The 21,668-nt window shown below is 62.9% G+C and carries 13 protein-coding genes; 9 read left to right on the top strand and 4 right to left on the bottom strand.

The window, feature by feature from the left end:
* Positions 1 to 14: 14 nt before the first annotated feature.
* Together PVT67_RS15975 and asnB are read right to left on the bottom strand one after the other, a co-directional pair.
* Positions 15 to 731 carry a dienelactone hydrolase family protein gene (locus PVT67_RS15975; RefSeq protein WP_301495336.1) on the bottom strand — a complete coding sequence of 239 codons (717 nt, stop codon included), beginning with the start codon at positions 729 to 731 and terminating at the stop codon, positions 15 to 17.
* A gap of 15 nt (positions 732 to 746) precedes the next feature.
* Positions 747 to 2,414 (bottom strand): asparagine synthase B, encoded by a 1,668-nt coding sequence (gene asnB / locus PVT67_RS15970; protein WP_301495334.1) that lies wholly within the window; start codon positions 2,412 to 2,414, stop codon positions 747 to 749.
* 260 nt (positions 2,415 to 2,674) lie between these two features.
* Here asnB and PVT67_RS15965 point away from each other — a divergent pair, with 260 nt between their 5' ends.
* Positions 2,675 to 3,013 (top strand): hypothetical protein, encoded by a 339-nt coding sequence (locus PVT67_RS15965; protein WP_301495331.1) that lies wholly within the window; start codon positions 2,675 to 2,677, stop codon positions 3,011 to 3,013.
* Here PVT67_RS15965 and PVT67_RS15960 read toward each other — a convergent pair.
* The gene (locus tag PVT67_RS15960) at positions 3,010 to 3,486 is read right to left on the bottom strand and encodes a SprT family zinc-dependent metalloprotease (RefSeq protein ID WP_301495329.1); all 477 of its coding nucleotides are present in this window, start codon (positions 3,484 to 3,486) and stop codon (positions 3,010 to 3,012) included. The two genes, PVT67_RS15965 and PVT67_RS15960, sit on opposite strands and share 4 nt — an antisense overlap.
* A 78-nt stretch (positions 3,487 to 3,564) precedes the next feature.
* On the opposite strand from PVT67_RS15960, the gene PVT67_RS15955 reads away from it, so the two are divergent.
* The gene (locus PVT67_RS15955; protein WP_301495327.1) at positions 3,565 to 4,053 is read left to right on the top strand and encodes a hypothetical protein; all 489 of its coding nucleotides are present in this window, start codon (positions 3,565 to 3,567) and stop codon (positions 4,051 to 4,053) included.
* Between the two features lie 60 nt (positions 4,054 to 4,113).
* Here the strand turns inward: PVT67_RS15955 and metK are convergent, their stop codons facing one another.
* The gene (gene metK / locus PVT67_RS15950) at positions 4,114 to 5,268 is read right to left on the bottom strand and encodes a methionine adenosyltransferase (RefSeq protein WP_301495325.1); all 1,155 of its coding nucleotides are present in this window, start codon (positions 5,266 to 5,268) and stop codon (positions 4,114 to 4,116) included.
* A gap of 259 nt (positions 5,269 to 5,527) precedes the next feature.
* Between metK and tkt the strand changes: the two genes are divergently transcribed.
* From tkt to PVT67_RS15915, 7 genes are all read left to right on the top strand, one after another.
* Complete coding sequence (gene tkt / locus PVT67_RS15945; RefSeq protein ID WP_301495323.1) at positions 5,528 to 7,519, top strand: transketolase; 1,992 nt, start codon at positions 5,528 to 5,530, stop codon at positions 7,517 to 7,519.
* A gap of 44 nt (positions 7,520 to 7,563) precedes the next feature.
* Positions 7,564 to 8,571 (top strand): type I glyceraldehyde-3-phosphate dehydrogenase, encoded by a 1,008-nt coding sequence (locus PVT67_RS15940; RefSeq protein WP_301495321.1) that lies wholly within the window; start codon positions 7,564 to 7,566, stop codon positions 8,569 to 8,571.
* Between the two features lie 24 nt (positions 8,572 to 8,595).
* A complete protein-coding gene (locus PVT67_RS15935) occupies positions 8,596 to 9,753 on the top strand; it encodes a phosphoglycerate kinase (protein ID WP_301495319.1) in 1,158 nt (385 codons plus the stop codon).
* Positions 9,754 to 9,873: 120 nt separating this feature from the next.
* Positions 9,874 to 10,938 (top strand): class II fructose-bisphosphate aldolase, encoded by a 1,065-nt coding sequence (gene fba, locus PVT67_RS15930; RefSeq protein WP_301495317.1) that lies wholly within the window; start codon positions 9,874 to 9,876, stop codon positions 10,936 to 10,938.
* 82 nt (positions 10,939 to 11,020) lie between these two features.
* A complete protein-coding gene (locus PVT67_RS15925) occupies positions 11,021 to 12,487 on the top strand; it encodes a thioredoxin-like domain-containing protein (RefSeq protein WP_301495315.1) in 1,467 nt (488 codons plus the stop codon).
* A 58-nt stretch (positions 12,488 to 12,545) separates the two neighbouring features.
* Positions 12,546 to 13,292, top strand: a complete 747-nt coding sequence (locus PVT67_RS15920) for a DUF481 domain-containing protein (RefSeq protein WP_301495313.1) — start codon at positions 12,546 to 12,548, stop codon at positions 13,290 to 13,292.
* A 175-nt stretch (positions 13,293 to 13,467) separates the two neighbouring features.
* Positions 13,468 to 21,666: a retention module-containing protein gene (locus tag PVT67_RS15915; RefSeq protein WP_301495311.1), complete on the top strand. Its 8,199-nt coding sequence runs from the start codon at positions 13,468 to 13,470 to the stop codon at positions 21,664 to 21,666.
* The last annotated feature ends 2 nt before the right edge of the window (positions 21,667 to 21,668 follow it).

The following is a 21,668-nucleotide window of genomic DNA, read 5'->3' as shown; positions in this document are numbered from 1 at the left end:
GGCCGGGCTTTTTGTCAGGCGAAGACCTCGTCGAAGAGGTTCGCCATCATGGCGAAGGCCCTTCGGGTCACCACCGGGTTGTACTGGCTGCGCCCCGGCCTGTTGGCACTGGGGTCGGTGAAGGAATGGTAGGTGCCGCCGAAGTTCACCAGCTGCCAGTCCGCTTCCAGGCCGTCCATCTCCGCCTCGAAGGCGGCGATGGCCCCCTTCGATACCAGGGGATCGGCGGCGCCGTTCAGCACCAGCACCGGGCCAGTGGGCCTCTTGCTGGTCTCTGGCTGCGGGGTCTCCAGCAGGCCGTGGAAGGTCACCACTGCCCTCAGCGCCAATCCCATCCGCGCCAGCTCCAAGGCGCAGGCGCCGCCGAAGCAGAAGCCGAAGGCGGCCAGCCTGTCCCCGGCGATGCCCAGCTTGGCTGCTTCGTCTTGCAATGCCTGGTAGGCGGCCAGCAGCCGGCGGCGCAGCAGGGCGTTGTCGGCCTTAAGCGGCGCCATGGCGGCCTGGGCTTCCTCGACGTTACCGACCGGGGTGCCGTAAGGGTCCAGCACCAGTATGGCGCTGTTGTCGTCCAGCAATTGCTCGGCCAGTTGGATGGCCCCCTGGCTGACCCCCAGGAAATTGGGGGCCATCAGCAGGGCCCTGTCTGGCTTGGCGCCAGCCTTGAAAAGCAGCCTGCCCTCGAAGGGCAGGCCGTCCACCTCGTATGGCACTGCGAGGTTCTGTATCGCCATCAGCTACTACTCCGTTCAATAGGCGCTTTGGTGGACCCCTTTGGCGGCCCTGCCCGAGGGGTCGGCGTTGTTCTGGAAGCTGGCATCCCAGGCCAGGGCCGCCGGCGTCGAACAGGCCACCGACTTGCCGTGGGGCACGGTACGGACCACCGAATCTTGGCTGCCGAAATGCTCTTCGAAGATCTGGCGGTAGTAATAGGCTTCCTTGGTGTCCGGGGTGTGGAGCGGGAAGCGGTACTGGGCCGTCTGCAGCTGCTGGTCTGTGACCTCCATGGCCGTCATCTCCTTGAGGCTGTCTATCCAGCTGTAGCCGACGCCGTCGGAGAACTGCTCCTTCTGGCGCCAGGCCACCGATTCTGGCAGCAGGTCGGCAAAGGCCTCCCTGACTATGTGCTTCTCAATCTTGCCGTTGCCGCACATCTTGTCGGCCGGGTTGAGGCGCATGGCGAGATCCATGAACTCCTTGTCCAGGAAGGGCACGCGGGCCTCTATGCCCCAGGCGGCCATGGCCTTGTTGGCCCTCAGGCAGTCGAAGAGGTAGAGCTTGTCCAGCTTGCGCAGGGTTTCCTCGTGGAACTCCCGGGCGTTGGGGGCCTTGTGGAAGTAGAGGTAGCCGCCGAACAGCTCGTCAGAGCCTTCGCCGGAGAGCACCATCTTGATGCCCATGGCCTTGATCTTGCGGGCCATCAGGTACATGGGGGTAGCGGCGCGGATGGTGGTGACGTCATAGGTTTCCAGGTGGTAGATGACGTCCCGCAACGCATCCAGGCCCTCCTGCACCGTGAAGTGCATCTCGTGGTGCACTGTGCCTATGTGCTGGGCCACTGTCTGGGCGGCGGCAAGGTCCGGCGAGCCCTTGAGACCGACGGCGAAGGAGTGGAGCCTCGGCCACCAGGCGGCGCTTTGCTCGTCGTCCTCGATACGGCGCGCGGCGTGGAGCTGGGCCAGGGCCGAGATCACCGACGAGTCCAGGCCGCCGGACAGCAGCACCCCGTAGGGCACGTCCGACATCAGCTGGCGCTTGACGGCGGCGTCCAGGGCCTCGCGCAGCTCGGCCGCCGAGCTGGGGTTGTGCTCCACCGCCTCGTAGGCCTGCCAGTCACGCTGGTAGTAGCGTTTGATCTGGCCGTCCTTGGAGGACAGGTAATGGCCGGGGGGGAAGGTCTCCACTTGGTTGCAGACCGGGGTCAGGGCCTTCATCTCGGAGGCCACATAGAAGTTGCCGTCCTTATCCCAGCCGATGTAGAGCGGGATTATGCCCATGTGGTCGCGGCCGATCAGGTAGCTGTTGTCGGTGGCGTCATAGAGCACGAAGGCGAAGATGCCGTTCAGTTCGTCGAGGAAGGCTTCGCCCTTGTCCTTGTAGAGCGCCAGTATCACCTCGCAGTCGGACTCGGTCTGGAAGGCGTAGCTGTCCTGGTATTGCTGGCGGATGGCCCTGTGATTGTAGATCTCGCCATTAACGGCCAACACATGGTTCTTTTCGGCATTGTAGAGGGGCTGGGCGCCATTATTCATGTCGACGATGGCCAGGCGCTCGTGGGCGATGATGGCATTGTTGTCGGCGTAGATACCGGACCAGTCGGGGCCGCGGTGGCGCATGCGTTTGGACATTTCCAGGGCGGTTTTACGCAGTTCCTGGGGGTCAGACTTCAGATCCAAAATACCGAAAATAGAACACATGTGGTTTTCCTAGCGTTGCATGGCAGTTAGTGGGTTATGGAACACACCCCGACCTTGCCACCGGCCAAGGGCCTTGGCAACAGCTTGTTACTATCTAGTACTTTAGTTTGAAAAAGGGGGCTTTTATGGTGCTAAAGGGTGATGACAGCTGGCCGTGAATACGGTATTGATGTTGGCTTGCCGGCGTTCGCCGGCATCTTTTGGGGATAGACAGGGTGAACAGAGCAGGACTCAAGCTACTCTTTCTTGTCGGCAGTCCGATGCTGCTGGCGTCCTGCTGTGACAAGACGGTGCTGGCCACCGCCGATTCCCCGGATCAGTACTACCGCGCCGTGCTGTCGGTGCGCCGCTGTGGCGAGCAGCCGGTCACAGAGCTGATGCTCGAACCCCGCTCCTTCTGGCATTTCGCCAACCACCAGCTGGTCTGGGTGGCCAAGGCTCCCGGCGACCATGTCTCCCTGAACTGGCAGGGGGAAAACAACCTGACCGTCAGTTACCCCCAACATACCCAGGTCACCAAGGCCGAGCCCCTGTCCATGGGGGTGGCGCTGCATTACCAGCCGACGGACAGCAGCGACGTGGCCCAGTCTGGCGTCTAGCCCTTTAGGCCTGCCTTGAGTTGCTGGCCGCAGTAGCGGCATTGGTATTGGCCATCCCCCCTCTGCACCTTGTTGTGGCGGCGTACGCTGAGTTGGTGCTGCCGGCAGCGGCAATGGTAGGTAAAGGTCCTTTCCTTCAGCTCGAAATCGTGGGTGCGCTTGGGGGCCAGGCCAAACAGCTCCACCATCAGGGCCTGCCATTCAATGCCATGGGGGCGGATGCGGGAACCGTGCAGCTGCCAGGCCAGCCAGTGGGCCACCTCGTGGGGCACTACCTCGTCCAGGAAGGCCTGGCGGTTGTCTTGGTAAAGCGCCTTGTTGAAGCGCAGCAACCCCTTGCCCATGTGGGCTTGGCCGGCGGCCCGGCCGCGCAGATCCAGGCTGACCCCAGGCCGCTTGAATAGGCGGCCAAAACGGGCCTCGGCCCGCTCGAAACAGGCCGCCACGGCCGTCTCCAACACTTCTTTGCTCACCCTTTACCTTTCTTTTCGTTGCCGGCGCCAGGCCCGGGGTCTGATGAGGGGTCTTTTACCACAAAAAAGGAAAACCCGATGAGAACCTTGCCCCTGATGAGCTTTCTGGCTTTGGTGCTGGCGGGCTGTTGCAGCTGCGACCGGGACAGGCCCGCTGAGCGTGAGATGACCCAGCCCAGCAGCTACTTCTCCACCTACATCAGCGAGGACGGCTCCAAGCGCTTCGTGTTCAGTCTGGAAACCCAGGGCGGCCGCAGTGGCCCCGGCATGGGTGGCCGGGAGGGGCGAGGTGGCCGCGGTGGGCCGGGCATGGGCAGGTCCGGCGGCGACCGGGGTGGCCAGCAGGCCCGGCAGGAGGCTGGCCAGGGACAAGACAAACTGCTGGAGCTGCTGGAAGAGAAACTGGCCGACAACGGCTATTGCCGCAGCGGTTACATACAGCTGGACAGCACCCAGCGCGGCCATTTCCTGCGTTTCACCGGCGAGTGCAACGAGAGCGCCACCGATGAGGACCGCAAGCGCTTCCCCAACGTCGGCAACGGCGGCCTGGAGAAGCTGGGGCGTTGAGCCCAGACGCTAAGCCATAAAAAAAGGCGCCAGACGGCGCCTTTTTTGTGGGCTTCAAGCTTACTTGAGGCCAGCGGCTTCGCGCAGGGCTTCGGCCTTGTCGGTCTTTTCCCAGGGGAACTCGTCGCGGCCGAAGTGGCCGTAGGCGGCGGTCGGCTGGTAGATGGGCCTGTTCAGGTCCAGCATCTGCACCAGGCCGTAGGGGCGCAGGTCGAAGTGCTCGCGGACCAGCTGGTCGATGCGCTCTTCTTCGATCTTGCCGGTGCCGAAGGTCTCCACGGAGATGGAGGTCGGCTCGGCCACGCCGATGGCGTAGGACACCTGGATCTCGCAGCGGTCGGCCAGGCCGGCGGCGACGATGTTCTTGGCGACGTAGCGGGCGGCGTAGGCGGCGGAGCGGTCAACCTTGGACGGATCCTTACCGGAGAAGGCGCCACCACCGTGACGGGCCATGCCGCCGTAGGTGTCGACGATGATCTTACGGCCGGTCAGGCCGCAGTCGCCCATGGGGCCGCCGATCACGAAGTTGCCGGTGGGGTTGATGAAGTACTTGGTCTTATTGGTCAGCCACTCGGCGGGCAGAACCGGCTTGATGATGTGCTCCATCACGGCTTCACGCAGGGTGGCCTGGTCGATTTCCGGGCTGTGCTGGGTGGACAGCACCACGGCGTCGATGGCCACGGGCTTGCCGTTCTCGTAGACGAAAGTCACCTGGGACTTGGCGTCGGGGCGCAGCCAGGACAGTTCCTTGGACTTGCGCACGTGGGCCTGGCGCTTGACCAGACGGTGAGAATAGGTGATGGGGGCGGGCATCAGCACGTCGGTTTCGTTGGAGGCGTAACCGAACATCAGGCCCTGGTCACCGGCGCCCTGCTCGAAGGGATCGGCACGGTCAACGCCCATGGCGATGTCGGGGGACTGCTTGCCGATGGCGTTCAGCACGGCGCAGCTGTCGCCGTCGAAGCCCATTTCGGAGCTGGTGTAGCCGATCTCGCGGACGGTGCGGCGGGCCAGTTCTTCGATGTCGACCCAGGCGGAAGTGGTGATTTCGCCACCGACGATCACCATACCGGTCTTGACGTAGGTCTCACAGGCAACCCGGGCTTTCGGGTCCTGGGCCAGGATGGCGTCAAGGACGGCGTCGGAGATTTGGTCGGCGATCTTGTCAGGATGGCCTTCAGAAACGGACTCGGAAGTAAAAAGACGTCTGGTCATTTCCCACTCAACTCATTGAATGTCGGCAAGAAAAGCCTGAAACGCCGGCGTGGCGGCCCAGGCCCCGAAATTAGGGCGGCGATATTACACAGATGGACGTCCAGACGCCAGTACTTCTGTGCAAAAATTCTCCGGCCTGTGATGCCCACCATTAAAGCCCAAAGGGCGGCGCCTGGAAAGGCGCAAGCGATTTGCCCCCAAGGCCCCTGTTGGGCGAAAATAAGGCCGATTTTTTAACCCCAGAGTCCCGGAGTTCTTGATGCCCTCCCGTCGCCAGCTTGCCAACGCCATCCGCGCCCTGTCCATGGACGCGGTCCAGAAAGCCAAATCCGGTCACCCCGGTGCCCCCATGGGTATGGCGGACATCGCCGAAGTGCTGTGGAACGATTACCTGAACCACAACCCCCAGAACCCCGACTGGGCCGACCGTGACCGCTTCGTGCTTTCCAACGGCCATGGCTCCATGCTGATCTATTCCCTGCTGCACCTCAGCGGCTACGATCTCGGCATCGAAGACCTCAAGCAGTTCCGCCAGATGCACAGTCGCACCCCGGGCCACCCCGAGTACGGCTACACCCCGGGCGTCGAGACCACCACCGGCCCCCTGGGCCAGGGCATCACCAACGCCGTGGGCATGGCCATCGCCGAGAAGAGCCTGGCCGCCCAGTTCAACAGACCCGGCCACGACATCGTCGACCACTTCACCTATGTGTTCCTGGGCGACGGCTGCCTGATGGAAGGCATCTCCCACGAAGCCTGCTCCCTGGCCGGCACCCTGGGCCTGGGCAAACTGATCGCCTTCTATGACGACAACGGCATCTCCATCGACGGCCACGTCGAAGGCTGGTTCACCGACGACACCGCCAAGCGCTTCGAAGCCTACGGCTGGCAAGTGGTCCGCGACGTGGACGGCCACTCAGCCGAAGCCGTCAAGGCCGCCATCGAGGAAGCCCGCTCCGATCTGAGCCGCCCGACCCTGGTGATCACCAAGACCATCATCGGTTTCGGCAGCCCCAACAAGGCCGGCAGCCACGACTGCCACGGCGCCCCCCTGGGCGACGACGAGATCAAGGCTTCCCGCGAATTCCTGAAGTGGGAGCACGCCCCCTTCGAGATCCCCGCCGACATCTATGCCGGTTGGGACGCCAAGGAGAAGGGCGCCAAGCTGGAAGGGGACTGGAACACCAAGTTCGCCGCCTACCAGGCCGCCTACCCCGAGCTGGCCGCCGAGTTCCTGCGCCGCCAGAAGGGCGAACTGCCCGCCGACTTTGCCGACAAGGCCGCCGCCTATGTGCAGCAGTGCCAGGACAAGGGCGAGAAGATAGCCACCCGCAAGGCCTCCCAGAACGCCATCGAAGCCTACGCAGCCCTGCTGCCGGAATTCATGGGCGGTTCCGCGGATCTGGCCGGTTCCAACCTGACCCTCTGGTCCGGCTCCAAGCCCCTGACCCATGATGATGCCTCCGGCAACTACATCTGGTACGGGGTGCGTGAATTTGGCATGAGCGCCATCATGAACGGCATCGCCCTGCACGGCGGTTTCATCCCCTACGGCGCCACCTTCCTGATGTTCATGGAATACGCCCGCAATGCCGTGCGCATGGCCGCCCTGATGAAGCAGCGCGCCATCTTCGTCTACACCCACGACTCCATCGGCCTCGGTGAAGACGGCCCCACCCACCAGCCGGTGGAGCAGGTGGCCAGCCTGCGCATGACCCCCAACATGAGCACCTGGCGCCCGGCCGACACCGTCGAGAGCGCCGTGGCTTGGCTGCACGCCATAGAGCGCACAGACGGCCCCACCTCCCTGGTGTTCAGCCGTCAGAACCTGCCCTGCCTGGAACGCAGTGCCCAGCAACTGGCCGACGTCCGTAAGGGTGGCTACATCATCAAGGACTGTGCCACTGCGCCTGAGCTTATCCTCATCGCCACCGGTTCCGAGGTTGAGCTGGCACTCAACGCCGCCGAGGTGCTGGCCGGCAAAGGCCGTGCGGTGCGTGTGGTTTCCATGCCCTGTACCGACGTCTTCGAGGCCCAGAGCAAGGAATACAAGGAGTCCGTGCTGCCGGCCGCCGTCACCAAGCGGGTGGCTGTCGAAGCCCTCATCGCCGACTACTGGTACAAGTACGTGGGCCTGAATGGCGCCGTGGTGGGCATGACCACCTTCGGTGAGTCCGCCCCGGCCGGCGACCTCTTCAAGCATTTCGGTTTCACCGTCGACAACGTCGTCGCCGTCGCCGAAGGCCTCTAAGGCTGACAGGGCAGGCATGAGCCTGCCCTTTTTTAAGGAAGGACATGAGCTATACGGTTGCCATCAATGGCTTTGGGCGCATCGGCAGGGCACTGCTGCGGGCGCTCCATGAACGCAACCTGCTGGACGAGTTGCAGGTGGTGGCGGTCAACGACATCGCCGAGCCTGCCGCCATGGCGCACCTCTTCCAGTACGACTCCACCCACGGCCGCCTGGACGCGGACATCCGCCTGGAAGGCAACAGCCTGTTGCTGGACGGCCATGCCATCAGGCTGCTGAGCGAACCCGACCCCCAGAAGCTGCCCCTGGCCGGCGTCGATCTGCTGATCGACTGCACCGGCATCATCCGCAGCCGCATGCAGGCCGAGGCCTACCTGCGGGCCGGCGCCGGCAAGGTGCTGATCTCCAACCCCGCCGACGACGGCGTCGACGACGTCATCGTCTACGGCATCAACGAACAGCGGCTGCGCCCCACCATGAAGGTGGTCTCCAACGCCTCCTGCACCACCAACTGCCTGGTGCCTGTGGTGTCGCTGCTGGACGAGGCTTTTGGCATAGCGCGGGGCCTTATCACCTCCATCCATGCCGCCATGAACGACCAGCAGGTGCTGGACAGCTACCAGCCCAACCTGCGCCTGAGCCGGGCCATGAGCCAGTCCATGGTGCCGGTGGACACCCAATTGGGTAAGGGTGTGGGGCGGGTGTTGCCGCAGCTTCAAGGCAAGTTCGAGGCGATCTCGGTGCGGGTGCCCACCATCAACGTCTCGGCCCTGGATCTCAGCCTGCAGCTGGAAAAGGACACCTCCGCCGAGGCCGTCAACGCCCTGCTGGCGGAAGCGGGCCAAGGCCGCTTCAAAGGCATATTGCAATATTGCACCGCGCCATTGGTGTCGGTGGATCACAACCACAACGCCCATTCGGTGATCGTCGACGGTACCCAGACCCGGGTCACGGACGGCAGCCTGCTCAAGCTGCTGCTCTGGTTCGACAACGAGTGGGGCTTTGCCAACCGGCTGGTGGACACCGCCCGCTGCTGGCTGCAAAAACACTGAATCAATCTATTGCGAGGACGCACCATGGCAGTCATCAAGATGACAGACCTGGATCTGGCCGGTAAAAGGGTCCTGATCCGCGAAGATCTCAACGTGCCCGTCAAGGACGGCAAAGTAACTTCCGACGCCCGTATCCAGGCGGCGCTGCCCAGCATCCAACTGGCCCTGGACAAAGGCGCCAAGGTGCTGGTGATGAGCCACCTGGGCCGCCCCGAAGAAGGGGTCTTCGACGAAGAAAGCTCGCTGAAGCCCGTCGCCGACTACCTCCAGGATCTCTTGGGCGTGCCGGTACGCCTGGTGCGCGACTACCTTGGCGGCGTCGAGGCCAAGGCCGGGGAACTGGTGCTGCTGGAGAACGTGCGTTTCAACAAGGGCGAGAAGAAGGACGACGAGGCCCTGTCCAAGCAGTACGCCGCCCTCTGCGACGTCTTCGTGATGGACGCCTTCGGCACCGCCCACCGCGCCCAGGCCTCCACCCACGGCGTCGCCAAGTTTGCCCCCGTCGCCTGTGCCGGCCCGCTGCTGGCCGCCGAACTGGACGCCCTGGGCAAGGCCCTGAAGGCGCCCCAGCGCCCCCTGGTGGCGATCGTTGCCGGCTCCAAGGTGTCCACCAAGCTGGACGTGCTGAACTCCCTGTCCGAGATCTGCGACCAGATCATCGTCGGTGGCGGCATCGCCAACACCTTCCTGGCCGCGGCCGGCAAGCCCATGGGCAAGTCCCTGCATGAAGCCGACCTCATCCCCACTGCCAAGGCGTTGATGGATAAGGTCGCCATCCCCCTGCCCAGCGACGTGGTGGTAGCCAAGGCCTTCGCCGAGGACGCCGAGGCCGTCGTCAAGTCCGCCGACGAGGTGGCCGATGACGAGATGATCCTCGACATAGGTCCCGACAGCGCCCAGGCCCTGGCCGAACTGCTCAAATCCGCCAAGACCATCCTCTGGAACGGCCCTGTTGGCGTCTTCGAGTTCGACCAGTTCGGCAAGGGCACCGAAGTGCTGGCCAAGGCCATAGCCGCTTCCGACGCCTTCTCCATCGCCGGTGGCGGCGACACCCTGGCCGCCATCGACAAGTACGGCGTCAAGGCCGATGTCTCCTACATCTCCACCGGCGGCGGTGCCTTCCTGGAGTTCGTGGAAGGCAAGGTGCTGCCTGCCGTGGCCATGCTGGAAAGCCGGGCCTGAGCCAAGACTGAAAAGCCTTGAGAAGGCGGCGCAGTGCGCCGCCTCCTTTTGGTAGACTAAATCAAACGATTTCATAAAGGGGAGCAGGGCGGCTCCCCACATAATTAGGAGAAATACCCTATGGCCCTGATCTCACTGCGTCAGATGCTGGACCACGCCGCCGAACACGGCTACGGCGTACCGGCTTTCAACGTCAACAACCTCGAGCAGATGCGCGCCATCATGGAAGCGGCCGACAAGATGGACGCCCCCGTGATAGTCCAAGCCTCTGCCGGTGCCCGCAAATATGCCGGCGCCCCCTTCCTGCGCCACCTGATCCTGGCCGCCATCGAGGAATTCCCCCATATCCCCGTCTGTATGCACCAGGACCACGGCACCAGCCCGGCGGTATGCCAGCGTTCCATCCAACTGGGCTTCAGCTCGGTGATGATGGACGGCTCCCTGCGTGAAGACGGCAAGACCCCGGCCGATTGGGACTACAACGTCGCCGTCACCCAGCGCACCGTGGACATGGCCCACGCCTGCGGCGTCTCCGTGGAAGGTGAACTGGGTTGCCTGGGCAGCCTGGAAACCGGCACCGCCGGCGAGGAAGACGGCATCGGCGCCGAAGGCGTGCTGGACCACAGCCAGCTGCTGACCGACCCGGAAGAAGCGGCCCAGTTCGTCAAGCTGACCCAGGTGGACGCCCTGGCCATCGCCATCGGCACCAGCCACGGCGCCTACAAGTTCAGCCGTCCCCCCTCAGGCGACATCCTGGCCATCGACCGCATCAAGGCCATCCACCAGCGCATCCCCAACACCCACCTGGTCATGCACGGTTCCTCCTCCGTGCCCCAGGAATGGCTGAAGGTGATCAACGAGTTCGGCGGCGACATCCCCGAGACCTACGGTGTGCCGGTCGAAGAGATCGTCGAAGGCATCAAGCACGGTGTGCGCAAGGTCAACATCGACACCGACCTGCGCCTGGCCAGCACCGGTGCCATGCGCCGCGCCATGGCCCAGAATCCCCGCGAGTTCGACCCGCGCAAGTTCCTCAAGGCCAGCACCGACGCCATGCGCGACATCTGTATCGCCCGCTACGAGGCCTTCGGCTCCGCCGGCCAGGCCCACAAGATCAAGGCCCTGTCCCTGGACGCCATGGCTGAGCTCTACGCCAAAGGCGAACTGGCCGCCAAGGTCAACTAAGCAAAAGGCGGCTTCGGCCGCCTTTTCTTTTGAATGATCTTCTTGGCCTTGCCGGTCCTATGGGCAAGCTAAGGAGATCACCATGCGCATACTGTCTTTGCTTTTGACCCTGTTCCTCGTTACCGCCCAGGCCCAAGGCCGCGAACAGGCGGTACCCTTCGGCCCCGAGCTGCAGTGGCTCAACGTCGAACACCCCCTGACCCTGGATGAACTCAAGGGCAAGGTGGTGATCCTCGATTTCTGGACTTACGGCTGCATCAACTGCATGCACATACTGCCGGACCTCAAGAAACTCGAAGACAAGTACGGCAACAAGCTGGCGGTGATCTCCGTCCACTCCCCCAAGTTCGACAACGAGAAACACATCGACACCCTGCGGCACATAGTGGCGCGCTACGGCATCACCCACCCGGTGGCCAATGACGTGGAATTCAGCCTGTGGCAGCAATACGGGGTGCGGGCCTGGCCGACCTTCGTGATCCTGACCCCGGACGGCCAGGTGGTGGGCCAGACCTCGGGCGAGGGGCGCTACCCGTTGTTGGACAAGGTGGTGGCGGCCCTGGTGGACGAGTTCAAGGGCAAGTTCAACGAGAAACCGCTGCCGCTCAAGCTGATCCACTTCAAGGACAGCCCCCTGGCGGCCCCGGGTAAGGTCAGGGTCAGGGGCGATCTCGTCGCCATCTCCGACTCCGGCCACAACCGTATCGTCTTCGCCCGCCCGGACGGCAAGGTGGTCAAGGTGGTGGGCTCGGGCCAGGCCTGTGCCAAGGACGGCAGTAGCGACAGCGCCTGCTTCGACTCGCCCCAGGGCAGCCTCTTCCAGGGCCAGGCCCTGCTGGTGGCCGATACCAACAACCACCTGATCCGCCGCATCGACCTGCGCAATTTCAGGGTCAGCACCGTCGCCGGTACCGGCAAGCTCGGCAGCTACCTGGGCGGTGAGGGCAAGGCCCTCGACACTGCCCTGCGCTCTCCCTGGGATCTGGCGGCCCTGCCGGACGGTGGCGTCGCCATCGCCATGGCCGGCAGCCACCAGATCTGGCAGCTCAAGGACGGCCAACTGTCGGTGCTGGCAGGTAGCGGCCGTGAAGGCTTGACTGATGGTACCTTCCCGAGCGCCGCCTTCAGCCAGCCCTCTGGCCTCTATGCCGACGGTGACGGGCTCTGGGAGGCCGATCCCGAGTCGTCCGCCATCCGCCACCTGGACTTGGCCAAGCAGCAAGTCACCACCCTGGTAGGCAAGGGCCTCTTCGACTTCGGCCTCAAAGACGGCAGCTTCAAGGACGCGCTCTTGCAGCACGCCCTGGGGGTGATCCGCTGGGACGACCACCGCCTGCTGGTGGCCGACACCTACAACCATGCCTTGCGCTGGTTGGATCTCGACAAGCACAGTGTCAGCACAATGCCGCTGCCCGAGGGTACCCTCAACGAGCCGGGCGGCCTCGCCAGGCTGGGGGATCAGGTGCTGGTGGCCGACACCAACCACGACAGGCTGGTCCTTATCGACCCAAGTAATAACAAGGTCACAACCTATAACTTGAAGTTTTGAATTTGCGGGGGGGCTGGGGCACACTTGCCCCGCTTTTTCCAAAGGAGAGGACCTTAAGATGTTGAAGTACAGCTTGCCGATGCTGGCCATGCTGGCAGCCCAGGCTGCTTACGCCGACGATGCCGCCGGTGCCGCAGAAAAGAAAAACTGGAAAGGGGAAGCCGAACTGGGCGTCCTGGTGACCACGGGCAACAGCGAATCCACCAACGTCAAGGGGCGGCTCAACGTCACCCAGGATCTGGACAAATGGCGCAACAACTACCAGCTCGAGTCCCTCTACACCAAGTCAGACGGTGACACCACGGCCGAGAAATATCGCGCCGCCGCCCAAGGCGACTACAAGATAGACAAGAAGCAGTTCTGGTTTGTCCGTGGCTCCTATGACGACGACCGTTTCTCCGGCTACGACTACCAGCTCTCCACCTCCACCGGTTACGGCAACCGATTCTGGGAAACCGATGAAGGCTCCTTCTTCGAAGCTTCTGGTGGTTTGGGTTATCGCTACAACAGGTTCAATGAAGCGGATGTCAACGGCGACATGTCCGAACAAACGGCCATCGCCCGCCTGGCGGCCAAGTTCGAGTACAAGCTGAGCGCGACTTCCCTGTTCCGTCAGGAGCTCAACTCCGAGATCGGCCTGAGCCAGAGCAACGCCATTACCGAGTCCGTCACCTCGCTGCAGGCCAACGTCATGGGCAACCTGGCGATGAAGGTTTCCTTCAGGGTCAAATACAGCTCCAATGCCCCCGACGACGCCAAGAGTACCGACACTGAGACCTCCTTCACACTTCTGTATGGTTTTTAGGCAGTGCCGGCTTTGGCCGGCCTTTTAATGCCTAACCTGTCAATATTTTGACTATGCTTGTTAAGCTGGCTTTACGCCAGGGAAAGGACGACGAGCATAAAACAAAATTTCAATTACTCGCCGTCTCGCCATTTTTTAGTCCAGCCGCAAGAGCTGGCTCTGAGCGAGGTGGGTCATGCAAAGCATCACAGTCAAGTCCAGCGGCATCCTCAGCAAAGTTGAGGGGCAGGTATGGCTGCAACTGGCCGATGGCACAGAAAAACAACTGCTTGCGGGTGACAGGGTCCAGGCAGGGGATGTATTGCACTTGGCCGACGGTGCCCATTTCGCCCTGATGCAGGACGACGGTGGCGAGCTGGCCATGTCGGCTTCCCCGGACCTGGGGCAGGTGGCGGCCAATGCCACGGCGCTGAACTCCACAGACAAGGCGCAACTGGCCGAGCTGCAAAAAGCCATACTGGCCGGTGAAGACCCGACCCAGATCTTCAAGGCCTCGGCTGCCGGCCCGGCGCCGGCCGCCGGTGGTGCGACCGGTGCTGGCGGGGACTCCGGCTACGTGGCCGTTGCCCGTACCGGCAGTGAACTGCTGGCCTCGGCCGGCTACACCACGGCCGGCAACCCTGGCAGCACTGGCCCTACGCCCACCACCATGGATCAGTTGATCCAGCAAAACCATCCGCCTGTTGCCCAACCCGATCAGATACTGCTGCAGGAAGACAGCATTACCAATGTTTCAGGGTCCTTGCTTGCAAATGACAGCGATGCCGATGGGGACGTGCTTGCCGTCACCCTGGTCAACGGCTCTGCCGTCACCACTGTCAGCGGCCAGTACGGTGTATTGATCTGGTCCGCTGACGGCGGTTTTTCTTATGCCCTGAACAACGATCTGGTCCAGTCCCTGGCTCAGGGCCAGTCCCTGACCGAGACCTTCACTTACCAGATCAGCGACGGTAATGGCGGCTTCAGTACCTCGACCCTGACAGTGGTCATCGAAGGGACCAACGACGCCCCCGTGGCCACCGCCAACACCAATGCCGTTACTGAAGACAGCAGCCTGGTGGCCAACGGCAACATGCTGACCGACGACAATGGCTTCGGCGTCGACAGCGATGTGGACAACAATGCCCAACTCAGCGTCTCCGCCGTGGACGGCAGCAGCAATGCTACCATCCAGGGCCTCTACGGCACCCTGACCTGGAATGCCGATGGCTCCTATACCTATACGCTCAACAATGCCCTGGCCGCAGTACAGGGCCTGAGTGCCGGTGAAACCCTCACCGAGACCTTTACCTACACCTTGACCGACGAGTTTGGGGCTACCTCCACCGCCACCCTGACCATCACCATCAATGGCACCGATGACGGCGTCAGCATCAACGGCTTGGACGGTGCCGGCGCAGAACAGACAGTCTATGAAGCCAACCTGGCCAACGGCTCCGATCCCAACGCCGCCGCCCTGACCCAGGGGGGCACTTTCAGTGTCACCGCCGTGGACGGCCTCAACAATGTCACCATCGGCGGTGTCGCCGTGGTGGTTAACGGTGTCTTCCAAGGTGCCATGGCCATCAACGGCGCCCATGGGGTGCTGACCATCACCGGCTTTGACGGCACCAACTTCACTTACAGCTATGTGCTGACCAGTAACGCCGACCATAGCAATGGCGACGTGCTGGACCAATTCAACGTCACCCTGACCGACGTGGACGGCTCTTCCGACAGTGCCAGCCTGGATATCCGCATCGTGGACGACGCCCCTGTTGCCGCCAATGATGCCGGCAGCGTCAGCGAAGACGGCACCCTGGTGGCCGGTGGCAATGTCATGGGCAACGACACCCAAGGGGCTGATGGCGCCACTGTCCAGAGTGTCAACGGTGAAACAGGCCTGGTAGGGGTCGCCATCCAGGGGCTCTACGGTACCCTGACCCTAAATGCCGACGGCACCTACACCTATACCCTGGACAACACCAACGCCGCAGTGCAGGGGCTGAGCGCCGGTGAGACCCTCACCGAGAGCTTCAATTACAGCCTGCTGGACGGCGACGGTGACAGCAGCGCCGCCACCTTGACCATCACCATCAACGGCGCCGACGATGGTGTCAGCATCAACGGCCTGGACGGAACAGGCGCCGAACAGACCGTCTATGAAGCCAACTTGGCCGACGGTTCCGATCCCAACGCGGCCGCCCTGACCCAAGGTGGCACCTTCAGTATCACCGCCGTCGATGGCCTCAACAACGTCACCATAGGCGGCGTCGCCGTGGTCATGAACGGTGTCTTCCAGGGCCCCATGGTCATCAATGGCGCCCATGGGGTGCTGACCATCACCGGCTTTGATGGTACCAACTTCACTTACAGCTACGTGCTGACCAGCAATGCCGACCACAGCAATGGCGACGTGCTGGACCAGTTCAATGTCAACCTGACTGACGTGGATGGCTCTTCCGACAACGCCAGCCTGGACATCCAGATCGTGGATGATGCCCCCAGCATCCAGGTTTCTGGCCCCAGCGACGTGGCCGAGCAACAGTCCATCACTGGAGCCTGGTCACTGGAAGCCGGTGCCGACGGCGCCCAGGTCCAGGTGATCTTCAACGGCCATGCCTATGCGCTGGGTACCGCCATTGACACCGGCTACGGCACCCTGACCGTCAATGCGGACGGCACCTGGAGCTTCCAGGCCGCGAACAGCCTGGACAACAGCAGCCAGTTGGCCCTGAACTTCGAACTGCAGGCCGTGGATGGCGACGGTGACGTCGCCACCGACAGCCAGCTGATCCGCATCATGGACGGCACAGCGCCGACAGGTGCAGACCAGCTCAACCTGACCGTGGACGAAGCCCACATCCAGGACAATGTCACTGGCGACCTCTTCTTCACCGCCGGTTCGGATCCCCTGGGCAACTTCCAGTTCATGGCCCCCAACAACATCAATGTCGACGTCAACGGCGACAGCATGCCGGATTTGACCTGGGTGGTCAGTGCCGATGGCCAGACCCTGACCGGCTACATCAACGGCCAGGCCGCCCTGGTGCTGAGCCTGAGCTGGTCCGATATAGCCGTTGGCGAAACCGGCAACGTGACAGTCCATGTCCAACTGCTTGAAGCCTTCCCACACCCCGATGGCCAGGGGGCCAACGAGATCACCGTCTCCGGCATAGTGGTCGGCAGTGATACCGACGGCGACAATGTCAGCGGCACCGTTGCCGTGACAGTGGTGGACGACGTCCCCACCGCCAATAACGACAGTGGTTCTGTCACCGAAGACAGCGCCCTGGTGGCCAACGGCAATGTCATGGGCAATGACAACCCGGGGGCCGACGGCGCTCAGGTTCATAGCGTCAACGGCGATACTGGCCTGGTTGGGGTTGCCATCCATGGCCTCTACGGCACCCTGACCCTCAATGCCGATGGCACCTACACCTACACCCTGGATAACAACAATGCCGCCGTTCAGGCCCTGGACGATGGCCAGACCCTGACCGAGTCCTTCAGTTACAGCCTCTTGGATGGCGACGGTGACAGCAGCGATGCCACCCTCACCATTACCGTAAACGGCCAGAACGACGCCCCTGTAGCGGCGGCCGACACCAACTGGGCCATGGAAGATGGCGCCAGCGCCGCCGGTAACGTGCTCCAGGATCTGGACCACAGCGGCGCCCCTTCAGGCAACTTCGCCGACCACGCCGATACGGATGTCGATAACGGTGACAGCCTGACCGTCACCGGCATCAGCTTCGGCGCCAACGCCGGCAGTATCGGCGTCGGTCTTGCCGGCAGCTACGGCACCCTGGTGATGAACGCCGACGGCAGCTACAGCTACGTGGTGGACAACACCAATGCCACCGTCAACGCCCTGGACGACGGCCAGACCCTGACTGAGACCTTCACTTACACCGTCAGTGACGGCACCACCACCACTACCGCCACATTGACCATCACCATCTTCGGCAGCAACGACGCCCCGGTGGCCGCCGCCGACACCAACTGGGCCATGGAGGATGGCGCCAGCGCCGCCGGTAACGTGCTGATGGATCTGGACCACAGCGGCGCCCCTTCAGGCAACTTCGCCGACCACGCCGATACGGATGTCGATAACGGTGACAGCCTGACCGTGACCGGCATCAGCTTCGGCGCCAACGCCGGCAGTATCGGGGTGGGTCTTGCCGGCAGCTACGGCACCCTGGTGATGAACGCCGACGGCAGCTACAGCTACGTGGTCGACAACAGCAACGCCACTGTCAACGCCCTGGACGACGGCCAGACCCTGACTGAGACCTTTACCTACACCGTCAGCGACGGCACCACCACCAGCACCGCGACGCTGACCATCACCATCTTCGGCAGCAACGACGCCCCTGTGGCCGCCGCCGACACCAACTGGGCCATGGAAGATGGCGCCAGCGCCGCCGGTAACGTGCTCCAGGATCTGGACCACAGCGGCGCCCCTTCAGGCAACTTCGCCGACCACGCCGATACGGATGTCGATAACGGCGACAGCCTGACCGTCACCGGCATCAGCTTCGGCGCCAACGCCGGCAGTATCGGGGTGGGCCTGGCCGGCAGCTACGGCACCCTGGTGATGAACGCCGACGGCAGCTACAGCTACGTGGTGGACAACACCAATGCCACCGTCAATGCCCTGGACGACGGCCAGACCCTGACCGAGACCTTTACCTACACCGTCAGCGACGGCACCACCACCAGCACAGCGACGCTCACCATCACCATCTTCGGCAGCAACGACGCCCCTGTGGCGGCCGCCGACACCAACTGGGCCATGGAGGATGGCGCCAGCGCCGCCGGTAACGTGCTGATGGATCTGGACCACAGCGGCGCCCCTTCAGGCAACTTCGCCGACCACGCCGATACGGATGTCGATAACGGTGACAGCCTGACCGTGACCGGCATCAGCTTCGGCGCCAACGCCGGCAGTATCGGGGTGGGTCTTGCCGGCAGCTACGGCACCCTGGTGATGAACGCCGACGGCAGCTACAGCTACGTGGTGGACAACAGCAATGCCACTGTCAACGCCCTGGACGACGGCCAGACCCTGACTGAGACCTTTACCTACACCGTCAGCGACGGCACCACCACCAGCACCGCGACGCTGACCATCACCATCTTCGGCAGCAACGACGCCCCTGTGGCCGCCGCCGACACCAACTGGGCCATGGAAGATGGCGCCAGCGCCGCCGGTAACGTGCTCCAGGATCTGGACCACAGCGGCGCCCCTTCAGGCAACTTCGCCGACCACGCCGATACGGATGTCGATAACGGCGACAGCCTGACCGTCACCGGCATCAGCTTCGGCGCCAACGCCGGCAGTATCGGGATGGGCCTGGCCGGCAGCTACGGCACCCTGGTGATGAACGCCGACGGCAGCTACAGCTACGTGGTGGACAACACCAATGCCACCGTCAATGCCCTGGACGACGGCCAGACCCTGACCGAGACCTTTACCTACACCGTCAGCGACGGCACCACCACCAGCACAGCGACGCTCACCATCACCATCTTCGGCAGCAACGACGCCCCGGTGGCCGCCGCCGACACCAACTGGGCCATGGAAGATGGCGCCAGCGCCGCCGGTAACGTGCTGATGGATCTGGAGCACAGCGGCGCCCCTTCAGGCAACTTCGCCGACCACGCCGATACGGATGTCGATAACGGTGACAGCCTGACCGTCACCGGCATCAGCTTCGGCGCCAACGCCGGCAGTATCGGCGTCGGTCTTGCCGGCAGCTACGGCACCCTGGTGATGAACGCCGACGGCAGCTACAGCTACGTGGTGGACAACAGCAATGCCACCGTCAACGCCCTGGACGACGGCCAGACCCTGACTGAGACCTTTACCTACACCGTCAGCGACGGCACCACCACCAGCACAGCGACGCTCACCATCACCATCTTCGGCAGCAACGACGCCCCTGTGGCCGCCGCCGACACCAACTGGGCCATGGAAGATGGCGCCAGCGCCGCCGGTAACGTGCTGATGGATCTGGAGCACAGCGGCGCCCCTTCAGGCAACTTCGCCGACCACGCCGATACGGATGTCGATAACGGCGACAGCCTGACCGTCACCGGCATCAGCTTCGGCGCCAACGCCGGCAGTATCGGGGTGGGTCTTGCCGGCAGCTACGGCACCCTGGTGATGAACGCCGACGGCAGCTACAGCTACGTGGTCGACAACAGCAACGCCACAGTGGATGCCTTGCATGACGGTCAGACCCTGACCGAGACCTTCACCTACACCATCAGCGACGGTACCACCACCGGCACCGCTACCCTGACCATCACCATCTTTGGTTCCGATGATGCCCCCGTCGCCGTCAATGACGTGCGCAGCCTGACCGAGTCAATGGACTGGCAAAGCGGCGATCCGGCCGCTTCTGTCGCCGGCAACGTCATTGGTGCCCAGGCCGACGGTAGTGCCGATGGCCCCCATACCGGGGCAGCCTCCGGAGATGGCGCCGATACCGATGTGGACGCCGGCGACCTGCTGACAGTCACCTCCATCAGTAACGGCAGTGAAACCCTGGCCATTGCCAACGGCGGAACCGCCATCATCGGGCTATACGGGACCCTGACCATCTATGCCGACGGCAGCTACAGCTATGTGCTGGATGAAAGCAACCCGCTGGTGGATGCCCTTAATGTCGGTGACAACCTGACCGACACCTTTACCTACAACATTCAAGACAGCGAGGGGAACAGCGCCAGCGCCCAACTGCAGATCAACATCAACGGCGCTGATGACTCCACCGTAATAGAAGCTGCCCGTTCCGTCTGGCTGCCTTCCGATACAGCTCAGGCCAGCCCCGACTATGTGGATGGCTATCCCCTCTACATCACCCCGCCTACAGATGTAGACAGCAGCCTGAGCATCCATATCGACAGCCTGCCTGCCGCTGGCACCCTGGGGTACTGGGATGGTGGCACCTTCATCGAAGTCGGTGCCGGTGATGTATTAACCGCCGATCAGTTAGGCCAACTGGTCTATATCCCGGATGCCAATGCCGCGTCTGGCGCCTATGACTTCAATTACAGCGTCTATGCCGATGGCGTCGATGTGGGGCAGAGCACAGTCACCATTAACACGGTGCCGCCCAACAGCGAACCTTCCCAGTCAGAACAGATAGGTAACGGTAATACCCCCCTGACATCCGGCCACGACCAGGTTGAAGACATCAGCCTCAGCCAGCAACTGGTGGACGACTGGCAGTCTGATCCGGCCAATGCCAGGATCCGGTTGCTGACCGACTTCAACGAGCGCTCCAACGCCGGCAACGAACAGCAACCAGACGCCATTAGCGCCCTGGAGGCTGAAGTCACGGCCCAACTGGTGATCAACGGCATTACCTTCGTGGTTCTGGCCGCTAACAATGGGGTCAGCGACTGGAGCTATGCCGGTGACGGCCTGATGAGCGCCGATGTGCTCTACAGCAACATCTACCAGCAGGGGCATGACGGTGAGGCCGGTTACAGCCTGGCCGACTACCTGGGCACCAATCCGGCCAGTGCCGGTGATACCTGGACCATCATCTATGACGACAATAACGGCGGGGACTACCAGGCCCGCTTCATTCGCTTCGAATTCAGCTTCAGCGACCCCGGCGATTCCTCCATCAACGTGACCGGCGATGACGGTGCGCCCAACACCATCTTCGGTACCGACAGCCATGACACCCTCTTTGGCGGCAGCATGAACGACATCATCTACGGCCGTGAGGGTGACGACCACATCAGTGGTGGTGGCGGTGACGACGAGATCCATGGTGGTGGCGGCAACGACACCATAGACGGCGGTGCCGGTAACGATCTCATCTATGGCGGTGCCGGTAATGACACCATCAGCGGTGGCGACGGCAACGACATCATCAGCGGCGGTGAAGGTAACGACATCATCGACGGTGGTGCCGGCAACGATGTCATTGCCGGCGGCCTGGGGGACGACCTGCTGACTGGTGGTACCGGCAACGACACCTTCCATTGGGGGGCTGGCGAGACAGGCACAGATACCATCACCGACTTTACCGTTGGCCAGGACGTGCTGGATCTGGCCAACCTGTTGCAAGGTGAGGAAAACGGCGTCCTGACCAACTACCTCTCCTTTAGTGTCAGTGGCGGTGACACCACCATCAGCATCGACGTCAACGGCGACGGCAGTGGTACCGATCAGACCATAGTGCTGCAGGGGGTGGACCTGTCCAGCTACGGCAGCGACGGTGACATCATCCAGGCCCTGCTCGACAGCGGCTCCCTGGTGGTGGATACAGGTCCCGGCATGACGGTTTCCAGTGTGGCGGCTCCCCTGGCAGTCAGTAGCGCGGTGCAGGAAAGCGATCTACATCTACACTATAACAACTTGGTTTAAAG

Origin of the sequence: Gallaecimonas kandeliae (genome assembly GCF_030450055.1) — a bacterium.
GTDB lineage: Bacteria > Pseudomonadota > Gammaproteobacteria > Enterobacterales > Gallaecimonadaceae > Gallaecimonas > Gallaecimonas kandeliae.
This window is presented reverse-complemented; position numbering and strand designations above follow the sequence as displayed.

Excerpts from the sequence above, each read along its gene's own strand:
- PVT67_RS15975 (WP_301495336.1), bottom strand. The coding sequence starts at position 731 with ATGGCGATACAGAACCTCGCAGTGCCATACGAGGTGGACGGCCTGCCC.
- PVT67_RS15965 (WP_301495331.1), top strand. The coding sequence starts at position 2,675 with ATGCTGCTGGCGTCCTGCTGTGACAAGACGGTGCTGGCCACCGCCGAT.
- PVT67_RS15940 (WP_301495321.1), top strand. The coding sequence starts at position 7,564 with ATGAGCTATACGGTTGCCATCAATGGCTTTGGGCGCATCGGCAGGGCA.
- PVT67_RS15915 (WP_301495311.1), top strand. The coding sequence starts at position 13,468 with ATGCAAAGCATCACAGTCAAGTCCAGCGGCATCCTCAGCAAAGTTGAG.
- tkt (WP_301495323.1), top strand. The coding sequence starts at position 5,528 with ATGCCCTCCCGTCGCCAGCTTGCCAACGCCATCCGCGCCCTGTCCATG.
- asnB (WP_301495334.1), bottom strand. The coding sequence starts at position 2,414 with ATGTGTTCTATTTTCGGTATTTTGGATCTGAAGTCTGACCCCCAGGAA.
- PVT67_RS15935 (WP_301495319.1), top strand. The coding sequence starts at position 8,596 with ATGGCAGTCATCAAGATGACAGACCTGGATCTGGCCGGTAAAAGGGTC.
- fba (WP_301495317.1), top strand. The coding sequence starts at position 9,874 with ATGGCCCTGATCTCACTGCGTCAGATGCTGGACCACGCCGCCGAACAC.
- PVT67_RS15920 (WP_301495313.1), top strand. The coding sequence starts at position 12,546 with ATGTTGAAGTACAGCTTGCCGATGCTGGCCATGCTGGCAGCCCAGGCT.
- PVT67_RS15955 (WP_301495327.1), top strand. The coding sequence starts at position 3,565 with ATGAGAACCTTGCCCCTGATGAGCTTTCTGGCTTTGGTGCTGGCGGGC.
- metK (WP_301495325.1), bottom strand. The coding sequence starts at position 5,268 with ATGACCAGACGTCTTTTTACTTCCGAGTCCGTTTCTGAAGGCCATCCT.
- PVT67_RS15925 (WP_301495315.1), top strand. The coding sequence starts at position 11,021 with ATGCGCATACTGTCTTTGCTTTTGACCCTGTTCCTCGTTACCGCCCAG.